At 72.8% G+C, this 15,238-nt stretch carries 22 protein-coding genes; 9 read left to right on the top strand and 13 right to left on the bottom strand.

Annotated elements, in window-relative coordinates:
- Positions 1 to 6: 6 nt before the first annotated feature.
- Positions 7 to 1,314, bottom strand: coding sequence for a threonine/serine exporter family protein (locus tag JAN01S_RS00350; protein ID WP_244884686.1), 1,308 nt, complete (start codon positions 1,312 to 1,314; stop codon positions 7 to 9).
- Positions 1,315 to 1,677: 363 nt separating this feature from the next.
- Between JAN01S_RS00350 and JAN01S_RS00345 the strand changes: the two genes are divergently transcribed.
- A complete protein-coding gene (locus JAN01S_RS00345; protein WP_068311909.1) occupies positions 1,678 to 1,923 on the top strand; it encodes a hypothetical protein in 246 nt (81 codons plus the stop codon).
- A 959-nt stretch (positions 1,924 to 2,882) separates the two neighbouring features.
- On the opposite strand, the gene JAN01S_RS00335 is transcribed toward JAN01S_RS00345, so the two are convergent.
- The 3 genes from JAN01S_RS00335 to JAN01S_RS00325 form a co-directional block, all read right to left on the bottom strand.
- Entirely contained in the window at positions 2,883 to 3,131 is a 249-nt protein-coding gene (locus tag JAN01S_RS00335) for a hypothetical protein (protein WP_068311903.1), read from the bottom strand.
- Between the two features lie 63 nt (positions 3,132 to 3,194).
- Positions 3,195 to 3,743, bottom strand: a complete 549-nt coding sequence (locus JAN01S_RS00330; RefSeq protein WP_068311901.1) for a DUF1697 domain-containing protein — start codon at positions 3,741 to 3,743, stop codon at positions 3,195 to 3,197.
- Positions 3,740 to 4,519: an SDR family NAD(P)-dependent oxidoreductase gene (locus JAN01S_RS00325; protein WP_068311899.1), complete on the bottom strand. Its 780-nt coding sequence runs from the start codon at positions 4,517 to 4,519 to the stop codon at positions 3,740 to 3,742. The genes JAN01S_RS00330 and JAN01S_RS00325 overlap by 4 nt, the downstream gene beginning before the upstream one ends.
- A gap of 76 nt (positions 4,520 to 4,595) precedes the next feature.
- Here JAN01S_RS00325 and JAN01S_RS00320 point away from each other — a divergent pair, with 76 nt between their 5' ends.
- The 4 genes from JAN01S_RS00320 to JAN01S_RS00305 are packed head-to-tail and all read left to right on the top strand — an operon-like array spanning position 4,596 to position 6,635.
- Entirely contained in the window at positions 4,596 to 4,805 is a 210-nt protein-coding gene (locus tag JAN01S_RS00320) for a hypothetical protein (protein WP_068311897.1), read from the top strand.
- A 29-nt stretch (positions 4,806 to 4,834) separates the two neighbouring features.
- Positions 4,835 to 5,797, top strand: coding sequence for an iron-containing redox enzyme family protein (locus JAN01S_RS00315; RefSeq protein WP_169797140.1), 963 nt, complete (start codon positions 4,835 to 4,837; stop codon positions 5,795 to 5,797).
- Complete coding sequence (locus JAN01S_RS00310) at positions 5,794 to 6,009, top strand: CDGSH iron-sulfur domain-containing protein (protein ID WP_068311895.1); 216 nt, start codon at positions 5,794 to 5,796, stop codon at positions 6,007 to 6,009. The genes JAN01S_RS00315 and JAN01S_RS00310 overlap by 4 nt, the downstream gene beginning before the upstream one ends.
- Positions 6,006 to 6,635, top strand: coding sequence for an RsmD family RNA methyltransferase (locus tag JAN01S_RS00305; RefSeq protein ID WP_068311894.1), 630 nt, complete (start codon positions 6,006 to 6,008; stop codon positions 6,633 to 6,635). The genes JAN01S_RS00310 and JAN01S_RS00305 overlap by 4 nt, the downstream gene beginning before the upstream one ends.
- Here the strand turns inward: JAN01S_RS00305 and JAN01S_RS00300 are convergent.
- Positions 6,556 to 7,131, bottom strand: coding sequence for a GNAT family N-acetyltransferase (locus JAN01S_RS00300; protein WP_068311891.1), 576 nt, complete (start codon positions 7,129 to 7,131; stop codon positions 6,556 to 6,558). The two genes, JAN01S_RS00305 and JAN01S_RS00300, sit on opposite strands and share 80 nt — an antisense overlap.
- A 113-nt stretch (positions 7,132 to 7,244) precedes the next feature.
- On the opposite strand from JAN01S_RS00300, the gene JAN01S_RS00295 reads away from it, so the two are divergent.
- The gene (locus JAN01S_RS00295; RefSeq protein ID WP_068311889.1) at positions 7,245 to 7,976 is read left to right on the top strand and encodes a VOC family protein; all 732 of its coding nucleotides are present in this window, start codon (positions 7,245 to 7,247) and stop codon (positions 7,974 to 7,976) included.
- On the opposite strand, the gene JAN01S_RS00290 is transcribed toward JAN01S_RS00295, so the two are convergent.
- Entirely contained in the window at positions 7,922 to 8,455 is a 534-nt protein-coding gene (locus JAN01S_RS00290; protein ID WP_068311886.1) for a hypothetical protein, read from the bottom strand. The two genes, JAN01S_RS00295 and JAN01S_RS00290, sit on opposite strands and share 55 nt — an antisense overlap.
- A gap of 121 nt (positions 8,456 to 8,576) precedes the next feature.
- On the opposite strand from JAN01S_RS00290, the gene JAN01S_RS00285 reads away from it, so the two are divergent.
- Positions 8,577 to 9,044 carry a PaaI family thioesterase gene (locus tag JAN01S_RS00285; protein WP_068311883.1) on the top strand — a complete coding sequence of 156 codons (468 nt, stop codon included), beginning with the start codon at positions 8,577 to 8,579 and terminating at the stop codon, positions 9,042 to 9,044.
- Between the two features lie 54 nt (positions 9,045 to 9,098).
- On the opposite strand, the gene JAN01S_RS00280 is transcribed toward JAN01S_RS00285, so the two are convergent.
- From JAN01S_RS00280 to JAN01S_RS00265, 4 genes are all read right to left on the bottom strand, one after another.
- Positions 9,099 to 9,677, bottom strand: a complete 579-nt coding sequence (locus JAN01S_RS00280) for a mismatch-specific DNA-glycosylase (RefSeq protein WP_068311880.1) — start codon at positions 9,675 to 9,677, stop codon at positions 9,099 to 9,101.
- A gap of 4 nt (positions 9,678 to 9,681) precedes the next feature.
- Positions 9,682 to 9,885: a heavy-metal-associated domain-containing protein gene (locus tag JAN01S_RS00275; RefSeq protein ID WP_068311877.1), complete on the bottom strand. Its 204-nt coding sequence runs from the start codon at positions 9,883 to 9,885 to the stop codon at positions 9,682 to 9,684.
- Positions 9,886 to 9,981: 96 nt separating this feature from the next.
- Positions 9,982 to 10,782 (bottom strand): hypothetical protein, encoded by an 801-nt coding sequence (locus tag JAN01S_RS00270; RefSeq protein ID WP_068311875.1) that lies wholly within the window; start codon positions 10,780 to 10,782, stop codon positions 9,982 to 9,984.
- Between the two features lie 2 nt (positions 10,783 to 10,784).
- Positions 10,785 to 11,429, bottom strand: coding sequence for a papain-like cysteine protease family protein (locus JAN01S_RS00265; protein ID WP_217999974.1), 645 nt, complete (start codon positions 11,427 to 11,429; stop codon positions 10,785 to 10,787).
- Between the two features lie 181 nt (positions 11,430 to 11,610).
- Between JAN01S_RS00265 and JAN01S_RS00260 the strand changes: the two genes are divergently transcribed.
- On the top strand, positions 11,611 to 12,489 hold the full coding sequence (locus JAN01S_RS00260) for a helix-turn-helix domain-containing protein (protein ID WP_068311869.1): 879 nt from the start codon (positions 11,611 to 11,613) through the stop codon (positions 12,487 to 12,489).
- Positions 12,490 to 12,542: 53 nt separating this feature from the next.
- Here the strand turns inward: JAN01S_RS00260 and JAN01S_RS00255 are convergent, their stop codons facing one another.
- Positions 12,543 to 13,433 (bottom strand): CHAD domain-containing protein, encoded by an 891-nt coding sequence (locus JAN01S_RS00255; protein WP_068311865.1) that lies wholly within the window; start codon positions 13,431 to 13,433, stop codon positions 12,543 to 12,545.
- 76 nt (positions 13,434 to 13,509) lie between these two features.
- Between JAN01S_RS00255 and JAN01S_RS00250 the strand changes: the two genes are divergently transcribed.
- Positions 13,510 to 14,094, top strand: a complete 585-nt coding sequence (locus JAN01S_RS00250; protein ID WP_068311862.1) for a TIGR03086 family metal-binding protein — start codon at positions 13,510 to 13,512, stop codon at positions 14,092 to 14,094.
- A gap of 9 nt (positions 14,095 to 14,103) precedes the next feature.
- On the opposite strand, the gene JAN01S_RS00245 is transcribed toward JAN01S_RS00250, so the two are convergent.
- Both JAN01S_RS00245 and JAN01S_RS00240 read right to left on the bottom strand, forming a co-directional pair.
- Positions 14,104 to 14,463: a hypothetical protein gene (locus JAN01S_RS00245; RefSeq protein ID WP_084359866.1), complete on the bottom strand. Its 360-nt coding sequence runs from the start codon at positions 14,461 to 14,463 to the stop codon at positions 14,104 to 14,106.
- Between the two features lie 84 nt (positions 14,464 to 14,547).
- A complete protein-coding gene (locus JAN01S_RS00240; RefSeq protein WP_068311856.1) occupies positions 14,548 to 15,177 on the bottom strand; it encodes an alpha/beta hydrolase in 630 nt (209 codons plus the stop codon).
- Positions 15,178 to 15,238: the final 61 nt, after the last annotated feature.

The following is a 15,238-nucleotide window of genomic DNA, read 5'->3' as shown; positions in this document are numbered from 1 at the left end:
CTCCTCTCAGTCGGGTCGCGGTCCGCGCTCGGACCGACGGACGGGACGGCGGGCGAGCTGCCGGACGAAGGCGCGGCGGGTCGGGCTGAGCCGCGTCACGCCGGAGCGAAGGGGGTGGGCCAGGCCGGCGCCGACGAGGACACCGAGCGCGATGGAGGCGACGATGACGAGCACCTCGACGGCCGCCAGGACTCCCGCGGTCGGCGACGACTCGAGCTGGGCGACGGAGACGAGCCCGAGCGAGCCGGGCACGAGCAGCCAGAAGCTCGGCAGGAAGGCGATGACGCGCGGCACCTGGGGGCGCACGAACTCGACGAGGGTCGCGGTGAGGCTCGCCGCGCAGGCGCCGAGGAAGGCTCCGACCCACGGGCCCTCGCTGGCCGCATTGCCAAGTGACTGCGCAGCGAAGGTCGCGAGGACGGTGACGAGCAGCGCCGGCACGAGCGAGGGCGGGACCGACTCGAGCAGCGAGATGCCGACGGCGATGACGAGCAGGCCGATGAGCGGCGCCCACCACCCGAGGGCCTCGGGCCGCTGCCCGTCGATGAGGGAGAGCGGCAGGCCGAGGACGGCCACTGCGGCGCCGACGCCGAGCGTGGCGAGCAGCATCTGGGTGCCGCCGTAGGCGAGGCGTCCGGTGCCGGCCATCATCGCGCCGGCCGACAGCTCGGTCAGGCCGGTGACGATGAGCGAGCCGGGCAGCAGCACCGCGATGGGCGGGACGAGGGTCCACAGGGGCGCGTCGACGAGACCGCGCTCGGCGAGGCCGAAGGCCGCGACCGACGAGGCGAAGGCGGCGAGGAAGGGCAGGAGGGGGCCGACGAGCAGGGTGCGGCCGCTCAGGACCATCAGGCCGGCGACCACCTGGCTGATGACGGCGGCGAAGAGGATGGACGGCCAGGCGGGAGCGAGGACGAGGGCGATGCCGATGGCGACGATGACGGTGCCCACGGGCAGGCCGTAGGCGGGGTAGCGGTGGGGCCGCTGACGCAGCACCGAGAGACGTTGCAGCGCCTCGGCGGCGGGCAGGGTCCCCGCGGTGAGGGCGGCGTGCACCGCGGTCACCTCGGCGAGCTGGTCGAGCCGGACCCCGCCGTCGACGGCTTCGAAGGTCGTGGCCTCACCGCTCGCGAGCGTCACCCACAGGCCGGTCGGTGAGGCGGCGACCTCGATGCCCTCGTGGCCGAGGGCGACGGCCGCCTCCCGGACGTCCTCCTCGACCTCGTGGACCGGCATCCCGCCGGCGAGCAGCCCCGAGCCGAGCCATGCGAGGAGGCGGCGGGTCTGCTCGGGGTCGGTCACGGGCGGCGGCACGTCGTCGATCCTCGCACCCGGCCGGTGTGGCACCTGGGGTGGACTCGTACACGTCGACGGCCTGACGACGGAACTCCTCGGATGTAGTTCTTCCTGGCCATGGTTCTCGAACCATCTCGCTTCCCCAGCACCAAGTGCTGGATTCAGCGTGTCCAAGAACCGGGGTCAGGCCCCCGGGTAGCAGCTGCGCCACGCCACGCCCGGCCGCAAAAACACTTCTCGGGCAATCCACCCTGCGATTCGTCTCATAAACGAGCACACCGCACTCCCAGGTCTCCCAGGGCGGCAAACATGCACGCCACCGGTGTCACTCACCCGTGGTTCCGTGGGTGGCAAGGAGACCGACCCCGAGGAGAGAGCACGATGCCGAACACCACCACGAACCTCATCCATCTCGTGATGAGAATGACCGGCTGGCCGCGCACGAGGGCCACGACGTGGCTGCGCAGCCACCCCAAGCTCGTCACCGAGGCAGCGGTGAAAGCGCAGCTGCAGAAGGAGAAGGCACCGCGCCCGCGCCCTCCAGCTGCCCGGACCTACCCCTGGGGGTACGTACCTCCAACCTTCGACGACGACCACGAGAACGACGACTACCAGCCGGGAGGCTAGGAAAGGGATGATGCGAGTGGCCGCAGCATCGCACCGTGCGTGGAAGAACTTCCCTCGTGACCCGTGACCCCGTGCCAGCGGCCCCACCGCCGACCCGACCCGGCGTACCACTGAAGGATCGGCCCGTGGGCGACCACGACCCGACCCCCCAGCATCACCCCCCAGCAGAGACGCCGACACTGCTACGTCACCCGCGATGACGGATCGGTCGTCGAAGGCCTCGTCCTTCAATGGGCCCAAGACCAGCGCGGGTGGGTCGCTCTCGTCGTCTACGTCGTGCCCAGCGACGGCAGCGACGTCACCATGCAAGAGTGGCTACCAGCAACCCGGTTACGACCGGCCTGACCACCGGGCTAGAGCCGACGGCCCGACACATCACGGCGCTCACCTTCACGCCCCCACCCGCGGTCCCGACCTCGCCGACGCCGTTCCTGTTGCCGGTGTCTGCTCGCCGCCTCGCTGAGCGCGCTCGTGACTTCCGACAGCGTCTGGCGGCGACGGGCGGAGGCTTGGCTCTCAGCCTCCAGTTGGACCTCGAGGAGATCTCCTAGGCCCTGGAGCTCCTCGCGAGGCGTCTCCACAGCCCCGGCTCCGGGACGTTGTGGATCCGTCGCCTGCTGGTGGCAGGAGCACGCGCACAGCGTCCAAGTGCACGCGCGGTGATCGGCCGGGCATCGAGACACCGCTCCTGACACATCCATCACGCTCCCCTCCGCCTGGTAGAGGCATCGGCGGCCACTCCCCGCAGGGGTGATCCGCCGATGCGCCCAGCCAACTCGTAGTGCTCCGAGGCTACTGGCTCTTGTCATCCTTCGGCGGGCTCACCCGCGGGGTGACCGAGCCGCGAACGAAGCTGCGGGGCATCCTCAACTCCGGCCGGCCGTGCTTGTCGCGATATGCAGGCGGACGCACCTGGCCACCCTGCGTCTGCGCCGGCGGGACCTTCTTCTCTGCGGCCATCACTGGTCCTCCTTCTCGTGGCTGGGGTCATGGTCGATCAGCTGCACGACGACACGCTCACAGCTGCTGCCATCGGGACGCTCGTAGGTCGCGGTGTGTGAGCCGGTCACCTGCCACGCAGTGCCCCGCGGGAGCAAGTGCGACGTGTCATCCACGCGGCGCGACCCACCCAGGTACATCCCTCGGCGGGTCTGGATCTCGAAGACGACCGTGCGTTGCGCATCGGTCTCCGGCTCGATCTCGTGCATCGTGTGCGCGCCACCGGTGTATCTGCCCGGGGAGATGCGCGTCCCGGGTGGCCGCGCGATCCGCTACCCGGCGGCGAGCTTGGTGACGATGCGCTGGACCGTCAGCCAGGTGCGGGTGGTGATGTCCTTGCCGTAGGTGCGGTCGAGCCAGCGCATGAAGTCCGGCGTCTTGCCCGGGTCGCCGTTGTCGATGACCGCGAGGAAGGCGCGCGCATCCGCGTCGAAGCCGACGACCCGCACGCGTGGGTCGGGGTCGTCGGGGAGCTCGCTCGGGAGCGGGGCGCCGTCCTTGAGGAAGGTCGCGACGAGGTAGGTCCCGCGGCCGTGCACCAGCCCGTCGAAGGGGTCGCGCTCGATGAGTGCCTCCAGCTCGCCGAGCTCGCGCACGATCGTTCCGCCGCCGATGCCGAGCTCGGCGACGAGTGCGGCCTGGATGGTGCGCTCGAGCCGTGGCACGTCGGTCTGCTCGGTGCGGAAGAGGATGTTGCCGCTCGCGAGGACCGACTCGACCCGCTCGTGGCCGAGGCCCTCGAGCACGGCGCGCAGCTGCGCATTGCTGTTGTTGGGCAGGGCGGGCGCGATCCCGCGCAGCAGGGCGACGTAGCGGTTCATGGCCGCAGGTGGGAGGCGCCGTTGAGGTCGAGGGTGGCGCCGGAGGCCCACACCGCCTCCTCGGAGGCGAGCCAGAGCACGGCGGAGGCGACCTCCTCCGGGCGTCCGACACGACCGAAGGGGGAGCCCGCCCGGATCTCGTCACCCGCCGGGGAGGCCAGCCGGTCGGCGACCCGCTCGGTCTCGACGAAGCCCGGCGCGACGGTCGCGACCGCGATGCCGTGCGGTGCGAGGGCGACCGCGAGCGAGGCGTCCATGGCGTGCAGCGCCGCCTTGGACGCGGCGTAGGCAGGGAACTCCGGCTCACCCTTGTGCACCCCGCGGGTGCCGATGGTGATGACTCGGCCCGGCAGGCCGAGCTCGATGAGTCGGGAGGTCATCGCGTGGGTCACCACGGCCGTGCCGAGCGTGTTGACGCGCAGGTACTGCTCCCAGCTGCGGTGCCAGGTGGTGGTGTCGGTCGTCGCGGGTGGGTGCGCCAGGTCGGGCCCGGTCGCGATGCCCGCGTTGTTGACGAGGACGGTGACCGGCTCGCCGAGGGCCTCCTCGGCAGCGGCCGGCAGGCTCGCGGCCTGCTCCGCGTCGCCGAGGTCGGCGACGACGAGGGCGTGGCCGGTGCCCGGCAGCGCGTCGCGAGTTGCGCCCCCTTCGTCCACCGCGGTGTGCACATGGACCGCGACGCGGTCACCCTGCTCGGCGAAGGCCCGAGCCACGGCTGCGCCGATGCCGCGCGCGGCTCCGGTGACGAGGACGGCCCGGCCGGTGGTCGAGGTCATGGAGCCAGTCTGCTCCCTCGCGATTGCCTCCGTGGGCTGCGGGTAGTGAGGACCCACCGAGCGAAGGGAGTGACCCGTGAGCGAGCAATCGGAGGACGGACAGGTCTCCGAGACCACCCACCTGCGTGCCGGCGCCGACGACGAGGGCCTGCAGCAGACCGAGGGGGTGCCGCCCGGCGAGGACGCGGCCCAGGAGGACCAGTCCTCGCAGGAGGCGCGGATCTCACCCGAGGAGGGCGACGTCGAGGAGTCAGTCGACCACAGCGTCGGCGAGGACACCGAGTGACCATCCCCCTGCCCCCGGCGCGAGGGCCGGTGAGCGAACTCGTGCTCGGCCTGCTGCGTGGTGAGTGCCCGGCACTGACGCCGTTGCCGGCCACCTCGGGCGTCGACGTGCTGACCGACGGCGACACCCAGCTGGCGCTGTGGCTCCTCCTCGAGTTACAGCACCGCGGGCTGCAGGGCGTGGACGACGACCTCGAGCGCGACCCGCAGGTCGTCGCCGTGCTGCGGACCCTGGAGGACGCGCACGTGGCGGCCCTGCGCGAGCTGACCCACGACCGGCTGGCCCTCGTCGACACGGGTGATGACCTCGCCGCCCAGATCGCGGAGCTCCTCGCGGGCGATGACGGTCCGTCACTCGCGGAGTTCCTCCGACGTCGCGCCGACGTCGGGCAGTTCCACGAGTTCCTGCGCCAGCGCAGCATCTACCACCTCGTCGAGTCGGACCCTCACGCCTTCGTCGTCCCGCGGATCGACGGTCGGGCCAAGGTCGCCCTCGCCGAGCTGCAGTACGACGAGATGGGGGCGGGGCGTCCGGAGGCGCTGCACTCGCGGCTCTTTGCCCAGGCGCTGCAGGCGTGCGGGATCGACGCCTCGCTCGGCGCCCACCTCGACGAGGCCCGGGGAACCACGCTGGCGGTCAACACGACGATGCTCGTCTTCGGTCTGCGTCGACGGTGGCGCGGTGCCGCGATGGGGCACCTCGCCGCCTTCGAGTCGACGAGCTCGCTGCCGTGCCGCCGGATCGCCGCCGGGGCGCGGCGGCTCGGCCTGCCCGAGGCGGTCGCCGCCTACTACGACGAGCACGTCGAGGCCGACGCCGTGCACGAGCAGCTCGCGGTGCGCGACATCTGCGTGCCCCTCGTCGACGACGAGCCGCACCTGCGGGGAGACGTCCTGCTCGGTGTCGCCGCCTGTCTCGAGCTCGACGCGCTGGCCGCCGGGGAGCAGCTGGCCCTGTGGTCGAGCCAGGTCCCGCAGGAGGTGCCCGCATGAGCCGGCCGACGAAGCCCGGCGTCAGCGTGGAGCTGTGCCCCGACGGGCCGCTCCTCGTCCGGGGTGGCGACGTCGTGCGCGACGCGGACGGCATCGAGCACGCCACGACGCGCCCCGTCGTTGCCGTGTGCACGTGCGGGATGAGCGGCCGCGCGCCGTGGTGCGACGGCACGCACAAGGTGGTGCCGACGCGGCCGGAGCAGCGCCGATGACGCCGCTGGACTTCGAGTTCGCGGGGCTGACCCTCACCACCGACGAGCGACTGCTCACGTCGCGCCCGTGGACACAGGCCCAGTCCGACTGGGCGGCCGAGCTGCTCGACGACATGCCCGACGGGCCGGTGCTGGAGCTGTGCGCCGGTGCCGGTCACATCGGGCTCGCAGCGGTCCACGGCAGCGACCGGCGCCTCGTGGCGGTCGACCGTGAGGAGGTCGCCGTCGACCGGATCCGGGCCAACGCCGATCGGCTCGGTCGCACCGACCTCGTCGAGACCCGCTGCCGGCCGCTGGGCGACGCGCTCGCGGCGGACGAGGTCTTCGCCCTCGTCATCGCGGACCCGCCCTGGGTGCCGCACGCGTCGATCGGCGACCACCCCCAGGACCCGCCCGGCGCCATCGACGGCGGCCCCGACGGGCTCGACATCGCCCGCGAGTGCCTCGAGGTCATCGCCGCCCACCTGCACGACGAGGGTGCGGCCCTCCTCCAGCTGGGGACCGCGGCCCAGGCCACCGACGTCGGCCTGCCGGACGGCCTCGTGGTCACCGAGGTGCGCGAGTACCCCCGCGGGGTGGTGGTGTGCCTGCGTCGCCCCGGCCCGCCGGCAGGATCATCGCGATGACGTCGGGCGCGTCCGCCGACAGCCACGACGGGCGCGTGCTGCCGACCTCGATCCAGCCCGCGCGGCGGTAGACCTCGACCGCCGCCCCGGTGGGCACGACGTCGAGGCATGGCGCCAGACCGCGGTCGGCGAGGTCCGCGAGGGCCGTGCGCAGCAGGGCCGAGCCGACGCCGGTCCCACGCACGTGCGACGCGGTGAAGTACACCCCGACCTCCCCGAGCCGCTCGGCCGGCAGACCGTGCCCGGCGCTCCACAGTCGCGCCAGCTCGGGCTCTCGGCCATCGGCGCTGACCGGCAGCACGGCGATGTGCCCCACGGGCTGGCCGTCGACCTCCGCGGTCCACGCGGCCAGGCTGCCCGAGCGGGCGATGAACTCCTCGGCCGGCATCGGCAGCGGCTCGCGGTGGGGGTAGCCGGACGCGGACTGCTGCTCGACGAGGGCGCGGCCGAGCGCCGTCAGGTCGTCGTCGCGTCGGGGGCGGATCGTGAGGGTCACGGCCTCATCATGCCGTTCTGCGCCGACAGGGCCTGACCCCCGGGCGCGCATCTGCCCGGGCGGCTGCGCGCCCGGGCAGAGCGCGCGGCTGGCCGACGGGTGAGACTGGGAGCATGACCGAGATCCCGTGGGTCCAGATCTTCCTCGACGTGCCGCGTGCGACGTGGCAGGAGTCGCTCGAGTTCTGGCCGGCTGCGACCGGGTGGAGCGCTTCGCCGACCCGTGGCGAGGCCGGGCAGTTCGCCACCCTGCAGCCGGCCCACGGCCGGGGGTGGGTCAAGCTGCAGGCGGTCGACGGTCCGCCCCGGGTGCACGTCGACCTCGACGCACCCGATCGCGCTGCGGCACAACGTCGTTCGAGCAGCCTCGGGGCCGTCCACGAGTGGACGTACGAGGGGGTGCCGGTGATGCGTTCGCCCGGTGGGTTGCTCTTCTGCCACACGGTCGAGCCGGCCGGCGTGCTCGACCGGAGTGACCCCCTTCGCGTCCTCGACCAGGTCTGCATCGACATCCCGGCTGACCGGTGGGAGGGCGAGGTCGCCTTCTGGCGGGATCTCACCGACCGGGACCTGACGAAGGGAGGCGAGCCCGAGTTCTCCTTCCTCGGCGCCGAGGGCGCCGTCCGCATCCTGCTGCAGCGTCTGGAGGAGTCGTCCGGTCCGGTCCGCGCGCACGTCGACTTCGCGGTCGCCGACCGTGAGCACGAGGCCGACCGTCACCTCGCGCTGGGTGCGAAGCTCGTTGCGGCACAACGGTGGTGGACGGTGCTGGAGGCGCCCGACGGTCAGGTCTACTGCTTGACCGACCGTGACCCGGTGACGGGAGGGGTGCGCCGCAAGGCATAGCCCGCGGTGGCGAGCAGGGTCATCGGGCCGAAGAGCAGCATCGGCGCGTAGGCGATGACCATGAGGGCCAGGGCGCCGTCGTGCACCGAGCCCTCGTCAGGTCGCTGTCCCCGGAGCAGCCCGAGGACCATCGAGATGGTGAAGAGCCAGGTCATGACGATCCCGCCGAGGGTGCCGAGCGCGACCGGGACCCAGCGGTTGATGTCGACGCCGGCGAAGCGCTCACCCCAGGGGCGCACGAGACCGACGACGAGGACCGCGGCGAGGACCTGGGTGATCGACAGGGCGAGGACGTAGCCCCCTTCGCCCTCGTGCAGGCGGCGCAGCGCCTCGGTGCCGGGCAGCACCCCGGCGATCATCAGCAGTCGCCAGACCGCCGACGGGAGCGCGGCGGCGAGCGTGCCCCAGGCGGCGATGACCGCCCAGTCCTGGGGCGGGCGCTCGGCCCAACGGGTCGGTGACGGGATGCGCGTCGTCATGTCTCCCAGCGTGGTCGCAGGCGATCGCCGGGACCATCCGGCGAGCCCCCGCCGCCGGCCTGCGGCCCGCCGGACAGCGGCCGTGGGGCACGATGGCGGCGGAGCCGACGAGAGGACGACGATGACCACCGCGATCCAGGACACCTACCCCGACGACGTCGCGCACTGCTACGGCTGCGGGCGGGAGAACCCGGCGGGCCACCAGCTCAAGACCTACTGGGACGGGGAGGGGACGGTCGCCAGCTTCACCCCGCGGGCCGAGCACATGGCCATGCCCGGCTACGTCTACGGCGGGCTCATCGCCTCGCTCGTCGACTGCCACGGCACCGGCAGCGCCGCTGCGGCCGGGTACCGCGCGCAGGACCGCGAGCCGGGCAGCGAGCCGCCGCTGCGGTACGTCACCGCGTCGCTCCAGGTGGACTACGTCGCGCCGACGCCGATGGGTGTGGAGTTGACCCTGCGCGGCACGATCGAAGAGGTCGGCGAGCACAAGGTCGTCGTCTCGGAGACGGTGCACGCCGGCGAGACCCTCGTCGCGCGCGGCAGGGTCGTCGCGGTCCTCATGCCGGCCGGGATGGCCCGGGGCTGAGCAGGACGAAGGGGGTCTGCGTCCCGTCGGTCCGGGGCACGGACCACGTACCGCTCAGTCGATGAGCCCCGCTGCCCGGGCGGGTTCGGCGTAGGCCGCGGCAAGCGTCGCGACGGTCTCGTGCGCGTTGAGCCCGCTCGGGTTGGGCACGACCCACAGGCGCGCGCCCTCGAAGGGCTCCGGGTGCTCGCCCACCCGCGCCCGACGCTCACCGAAGGCGCTGCGGTAGGCGGTGATCCCGGCGACCGCGATGACCGCGGGTCCGGCGACGCGCACCGTCGCGCGCAGCCGGTCGCCACCCTCACGCAGCTCTGTGGCCGTCAGCTCGTCGGCGCGGGCGGTGGCCCGGCGCACGAGGTTGGTGATGCCGATGCCGCGTCCCCGCAGGTGCTCCCGGTCCTCATCGGTCATGCCCGCTGACGGGTCGACCGAGCGCGTGATGACCCCGGCGCGCAGCAGCGCGGGGTAGAAGCGGTTGCCCGGGTGGGCGAAGTGCGTCTGCGTCGCCGCGGTCCACAGGCCCGGGTTGATCCCCACGAAGAGGAGCCGGACATCCTGCCCGGGGCCGGGCAGGAGGTCCGGAACCTCCGCGTCGCGGAACGACTCGAGCTCCGCGCGGGTGAAGCCCGCCATCTGGTCAGGCCCGGGTCGCCGAGTACCCCGCCTCGGTGACGGCGGCGAGGACCGCGGCGTCGTCGACGTCGCCGGTGACGGCGAGGGTGCCGGTCTCGTGGCTGACCTGCACGTCCTGGACGCCGGCGACCTCGGAGACCTCCTCGCGGACGGACATCTCGCAGTGGCCGCAGGTCATGCCGGTCACCTGGTACTGGGTCGTGCTCATGGTTGCTCCTCCTGCGTGCGGCTCACCCGTGTGGTGAGTCTTGGGGTCGACAGGACCAACCATATACCCCTCTGGGGTATTCCGGACAGGGCGGGTTCAGGCTCGCTCGCGTCGACGGCGGGCCGCCAGGAGCCCGCCGGTGGCCAGCGCCGCGCCTCCGGCCCCGAGGGCCGCGGTCTGCGTGCCGGAGGCTCCGCCTGCGGCGGCTCCGGTCGCGCCGTCGGCGACCGCGTCGCCGAAACCGCCTGCTGTTCCCGCCCGGTCGTAGGCGCTGCCGGGCAGCTTGTCTGCGTACCGCTCGTGGACGACCTGCTGGTACTCCTCGAGCGTCATGCCCGCGCCGACCACGTCGCGCGCGGAGGCGTTGAGCGGGCGCACGCGACCGTCGTGGACCGCGTACCACGCGCCGACCTGCGGCTCGCTGAGCAGCGAACCGGCGCCCGCCTTGCGCTCCATCCGGGCCTCGAGGTCGCCGGCGGCGGCGTTGACCGCCCGCCAGTTGCCCCCCTTCGCCCTGGCGGTCCACACCGAGACCAGCTGGTCGTCGACGCGGGCGGTCGTGGCGACGTAGCCGAGCTCGCCCACCGGACCGGTGCCCTCGGCGACGAAGTCGCGGGCGAGCACGTGCACCTCGGTGGTGCTCCCGGCGACGACGCGGGCGGTGGGCGCACGGTGGGGCTGCCCCTTCGTTGAGGCTTGGCCCTGCTGCAGGGTCGCGACGCGACGGGCGAGGTCGAGGCCCTGCCCCGAGGACGCCGCCTTGCTCGCGGCGGCACGATCGGCAGCGCGAAGGGGGCTGGGCTCGGCGCCATCGGCGGCGTGCGCCGCGGTGGTGGTCAGGCACAGCAGTGCGGTGGCGACGCCGCCGGCCCGGGCGAGGCGAATGAGTGCGGTCATCGTCAGGCTCCGATCCCGTAGAGCGAGTGCGTCCAGGAGAAGTTCCAGTTGTCCAGGTAATAGGAGTACGAGCCGACGTTGAGGCGCTGGCTGCTCGGCCACGGGTCGTACCACTCGATGGTCCGGTCGCTGGCGCGGTAGCCGCTGATGACCATCATGTGACCGCCGCCGGAGCTCCACTGAATGCGCGTGAGGATCGGGCGGTCGTTGCTGATCTCGGTGCCGATCCCTGCGTAGCTCAGACGCCCGTTGATGTAGGAGCCGGGGCGGATGCCCAGGGCCGAGAGGGCGCGCTGGTCGTTGGCCAGGGTGGCCTGGGAGTTGGGGCACCAGGTGTTGGTCGAGCGACCGAAGGCGAGGTTGCAGAACGTGTTCTGGCTGATCGAGCGGCCCTTGTACGCCGCGATGGTTCCGCCGGTGGCGGCCCAGCACCAGTTGCTCTGCTCCTGCGCCTGGGGCTGGATCGGCACGGCGACCGCGCCGTCGTCGTAATGGATCGGGCCGCTCGACAGGGCGGTCGTCGTCGTGGCCGTGAGCGTCGTGGTCGCGGCGTCGGCAGGGGCGGTGAGCACCGTCCCGGTGAGCATGATCGCGGCTGCGCTGACCGTCACGAGCGACGTCGTCAGGCGGGGACTGAGAGCAAGCACCATTCCTCCTCGACGGGCGGGGTGAAGCGAGTGACGCAACACTAGGGACGCCCCACCACCCCGGCAGCGCGAGCGCGACGGCCGTGGAGGGTGTGAAATCCCTTCACGGCGCCGACGCCGGAACCCGCGCGCCGGAAGGTGCGTGCGGGCGTGAACTTTCACGCCACGACAAGGAGATGGGATGGACGCCACGGACCCACGACATGCCTTCGGCGAGGCGCTGCGCGTCGCGGTCGCCAACCGGGGGCTCTCCCTCGCCCGCGTGCAGGCGCACCTGGGGGCGGCCGGTCACCCGGTGGCCCTGAGCACGCTCAGCCAGTGGCAGCACGGGCGCCGGGTGCCGGCGTCACCGCGGTCCTACGCAGTGGTCGAGGAGCTCGAGCGGGTGCTGCGGGTGACGCCGGGCGTGCTGTGGGGGCTCGTCGAGCCGGGCGCGGCGGGCAGCGGCGCGGCGGCGGTCGTCTCGTACGACGCGGCCTTCGGTCGGCTCGTCGAGCAGCTCGGGGCCACCCATCGGCGCTCGCTCGTGACGCTCGGTGCCCACGACCGGCTGCGGGTGGACGGGCAGGGGGCGATGGTCCAGCGGCGCACGACGATGACGATGCGGGTGGAGGCGGCGACTGATCGATACGTCGTGGCGCACGGCGTGGAGACCGGGGGCGACGTCGACCTGGTGACGGCGAGCGTGCTCGGGGGCTGTCGTCTGGGTCGGGTGCTGCGCGACCGGGAGGCCGAGGTCGTGGCGGTGGAGGTCCGCTTCGACCGGTGGCTGTCCGCGGGGGACACCGTCGTCTTCGACGTGCAGTTCGACGACGCCAACTCCGTTGTGTCCGAAGGGTATTACCGCTGGTCCTCGCAGGAGACCACACTGCTCGTCACTGAGGCCTCCTTCGACCGGAGCCACCTGCCGACGCACGTCACGGCCTTCCATCGGGCGCACCTGGACGGGCCCGACCTGCGCGCCCACGAGCTGGTCCTCGAGCACGGCGACCGCGTGCACCAGGCGTGCAACGCGGCCGCGCCCGGCCTCCACGGCATCCGCTGGGACTGGCCCGCCTGACCCCGCCCCGCCCAGACCGCGCATCTCCCCGGGGAAATGCGCGTTCGGGGGTGTCAGCCGAGGCGGGCGAGGTGCCGCTCGGCCCGAGCGAGTGCCGCCTCCTGGACCCTCGCCTCGTGGGCGAAGAGCACACCGTGACCGAACGTGTCCCTGCCCTTGTCGCGAGCCCGGTCCGCCGCCCGCAGCAGCAGCTCCTGCAGGATCACCGAGTCGCGGTGGTCGCCGAGCGCGCGCTGCAGCTTGTGCGCGCGGCGCACCGCGACGGCCACGTCCTGACCGAGGTCGAGACCGGTCTCCTCCCGCACGCCCTCCGCGGCCAGACGCAACCTCTTGGCCTCCCTGCGCAGCTCGTGCAGCTGCACATTGCGTTCGCGGGGCGATGAGGTGGCGGTCGCCCCCTTCGCCATCGTCACGATCTCGTCCACCCGACGCAGGACGAAGGGGGACAGAGCCGCCGCGGCGTCCTCCCGTTGGTCATCGGTCAGGTCGTCGGCGAGGTCGACCGAGTCCAGCCGGGAGACGTACGCGAGATCGCCCCGGTGCTCCGAGGTGTCCAGGGCATCCGCCAGTTCGGCCTGTGCGGTCGCGTACTCCTTGTCCGCCAGGCGGGTCAGCCGCCGTGCGGTCTTGCCCGGCAGGGCGGCGGTGAGGTCGACCGGGAGCTCGTCGAGGCGCGCGGCGACCAGCTCGCACAGCACCTCCGCGTCGCGGGCGGGGGAGAGGCGCCGACCGAGACGCCGCAGGGTGCGGTTGATCTCCCGGGCCTGGTCCGTCGCGAGGCAGGGGCCGAAGACCTGCACGACGGAGCGCAGGGTTCGTGCCGACACGCGCATCTGGTGGACCGCGTCGTCGGCGTCGTCACGGACGGCGCGGTCCCATGACTCGACCTGCTGCGCGTGGGTGCGCACCGTGTCGTTCAGGACGGAGGCGAGGTCCTGCGCCATGGACCAACGGTAGTCGCAGTCCGGCGAGTCCCACGAGCGGGCGACAAGAGTGGCTCCGAGGAGGACGCTGGTCGGTATGGACCAGCTCATCGACTTCTCCGGATCGACCCAGCGGATGTCCGCGCTCGTCGCGGGCACGGCCGAGGACCAGCTCGGCGCACCGACCCCGAGCGGGTTGACGGTGTCGCAGCTGCTCGGCCACGTCCACGACCTCGCGGTCGCCTTCCGCGACGCGGCGACGAAGGGGGAGTCCCTCCCTTCGTCCTCCGCCCCGGACCCCGCCGCGTCCTCGCTGCCCGATGACTGGCCGGCGGTGATCCCCCGTCGGCTCGACGAGCTGGCCCAGGCCTGGCGGAATCCGGCGGCGTGGGAGGGGATGACCCGTGCCGGCGGGCTCGACATGCCCGGTGACGTCGCGGCCGCCGTCGCCCTCGACGAGCTCGTCGTCCACGGCTGGGACCTCGCGGTCGCGACTGGGCAGGCTTACGAGCCGGACCAGGCGGCACTGGACGCGGCCGAGGAGTTCTGTGCGTCGATCCCGGACGAGCCGGAGGCGCGCCAGGGGCTCTTCGGGCCGAGGGTGCCTGTCGCAGAAGGGGCTTCGCAGCTCGACCGGGTCATCGGGCTGTCCGGGCGCGACCCTGGATGGTCCCCTGCGTGAGTCACGTGGTCAGCCGGCGAGCCGCCGAGTGATGGCGTAGGTCGCGCCGCACGCCACGAGCGCGGCGGCGACGAGCAGCGGAGCCCGCATCGCCGGCAGGTGACCGTGGGCGCGCTCGGCGCGCACGGCTCGCGTCGACTGGCTGGACAGCAGCGCGGCGGTGCTCTGCGCCGACAGGGCCGATCCGAGGCTCTGCCAGGACAACGCCGAGCCGAGTGACATCGACGAGCCGACCGACAGCACGGAGCCGAAGGAGCCGACGCTCCCGATCGACAGGGCCGAGCCGACACTGCCGATCGAGAGCACCGACCCCTCGGAGGCGATCGACAGGACCGAGTTGCGCGACGCGATGGACAGGTGGCTCGTCATGGGGTCCATCCTGCCGGGGCCTCGGGGCCCGGTGCACCTGCGGCGCCTGCAGGTTCCCGTCTCGCGGCAGCGGCCGCCTGACCTCTATGCCAGTCCGTTGGCGTCGAGCCATCGGACGATCGCGTGCACATCGTGGTCGCTGACGGCGTGGCCGGTCGGGAGTGTCGAGTGCGTGACGTGTGCACCGGCACGGGTGAGGACCTGGGCCTGGCGGTGACCGTCCGCATTGGACCGGCGTGTGTCGCCAGCGGCATCGAGCACGAGGATCGGCATGGCGTCCATGGTGGGCAGCGACGCGTCGACGAACGGTGCGAGGGGCCGAAGGAGCACCGCCGCCTCGAAGAGCTCCGGGGTGTGGGCCAGGAGGGCCGCCGCCATGATGGCGCCGTTGGAGAAGCCCAGGAGAATCGGTGGCCGGTCGAGACCATGATCGGCCAACGCGCTGTCGAGCAGGCGAGCGAGGGGCACGACGCGGCGGAGCAGGTCGTCCTCGTCGATCGTCCGGTCGGGACGTCGGTGGAAGTGAGCGAATCCGCCCTCCATCGCCACGCTGCCGCGGGGCGCGATCTTCGCCGCTGACGGCGAGACCCTCGCGGCCAAGGGCAGCAAATCGGTCTCATGCCCGCCCGATCCGTGGAGGAGCACCCAGGGGCGCTCGCCCCGGTCTCCACGCGGCGGCACCCAGCAGATGACGGGCGCGACGTCGGCGGACATGCGTCGAGGGTGCCACGACGTCCTCACCGAGAGGGTCGGAGAAGCATTGCGCGGCCCTGGG

This window comes from Janibacter anophelis NBRC 107843 (assembly GCF_001570945.1).
Taxonomy (GTDB): domain Bacteria; phylum Actinomycetota; class Actinomycetes; order Actinomycetales; family Dermatophilaceae; genus Janibacter; species Janibacter anophelis.
Note: the sequence above shows the minus strand (reverse complement) of the source record. Positions and strands in the feature narration are given on the sequence as shown.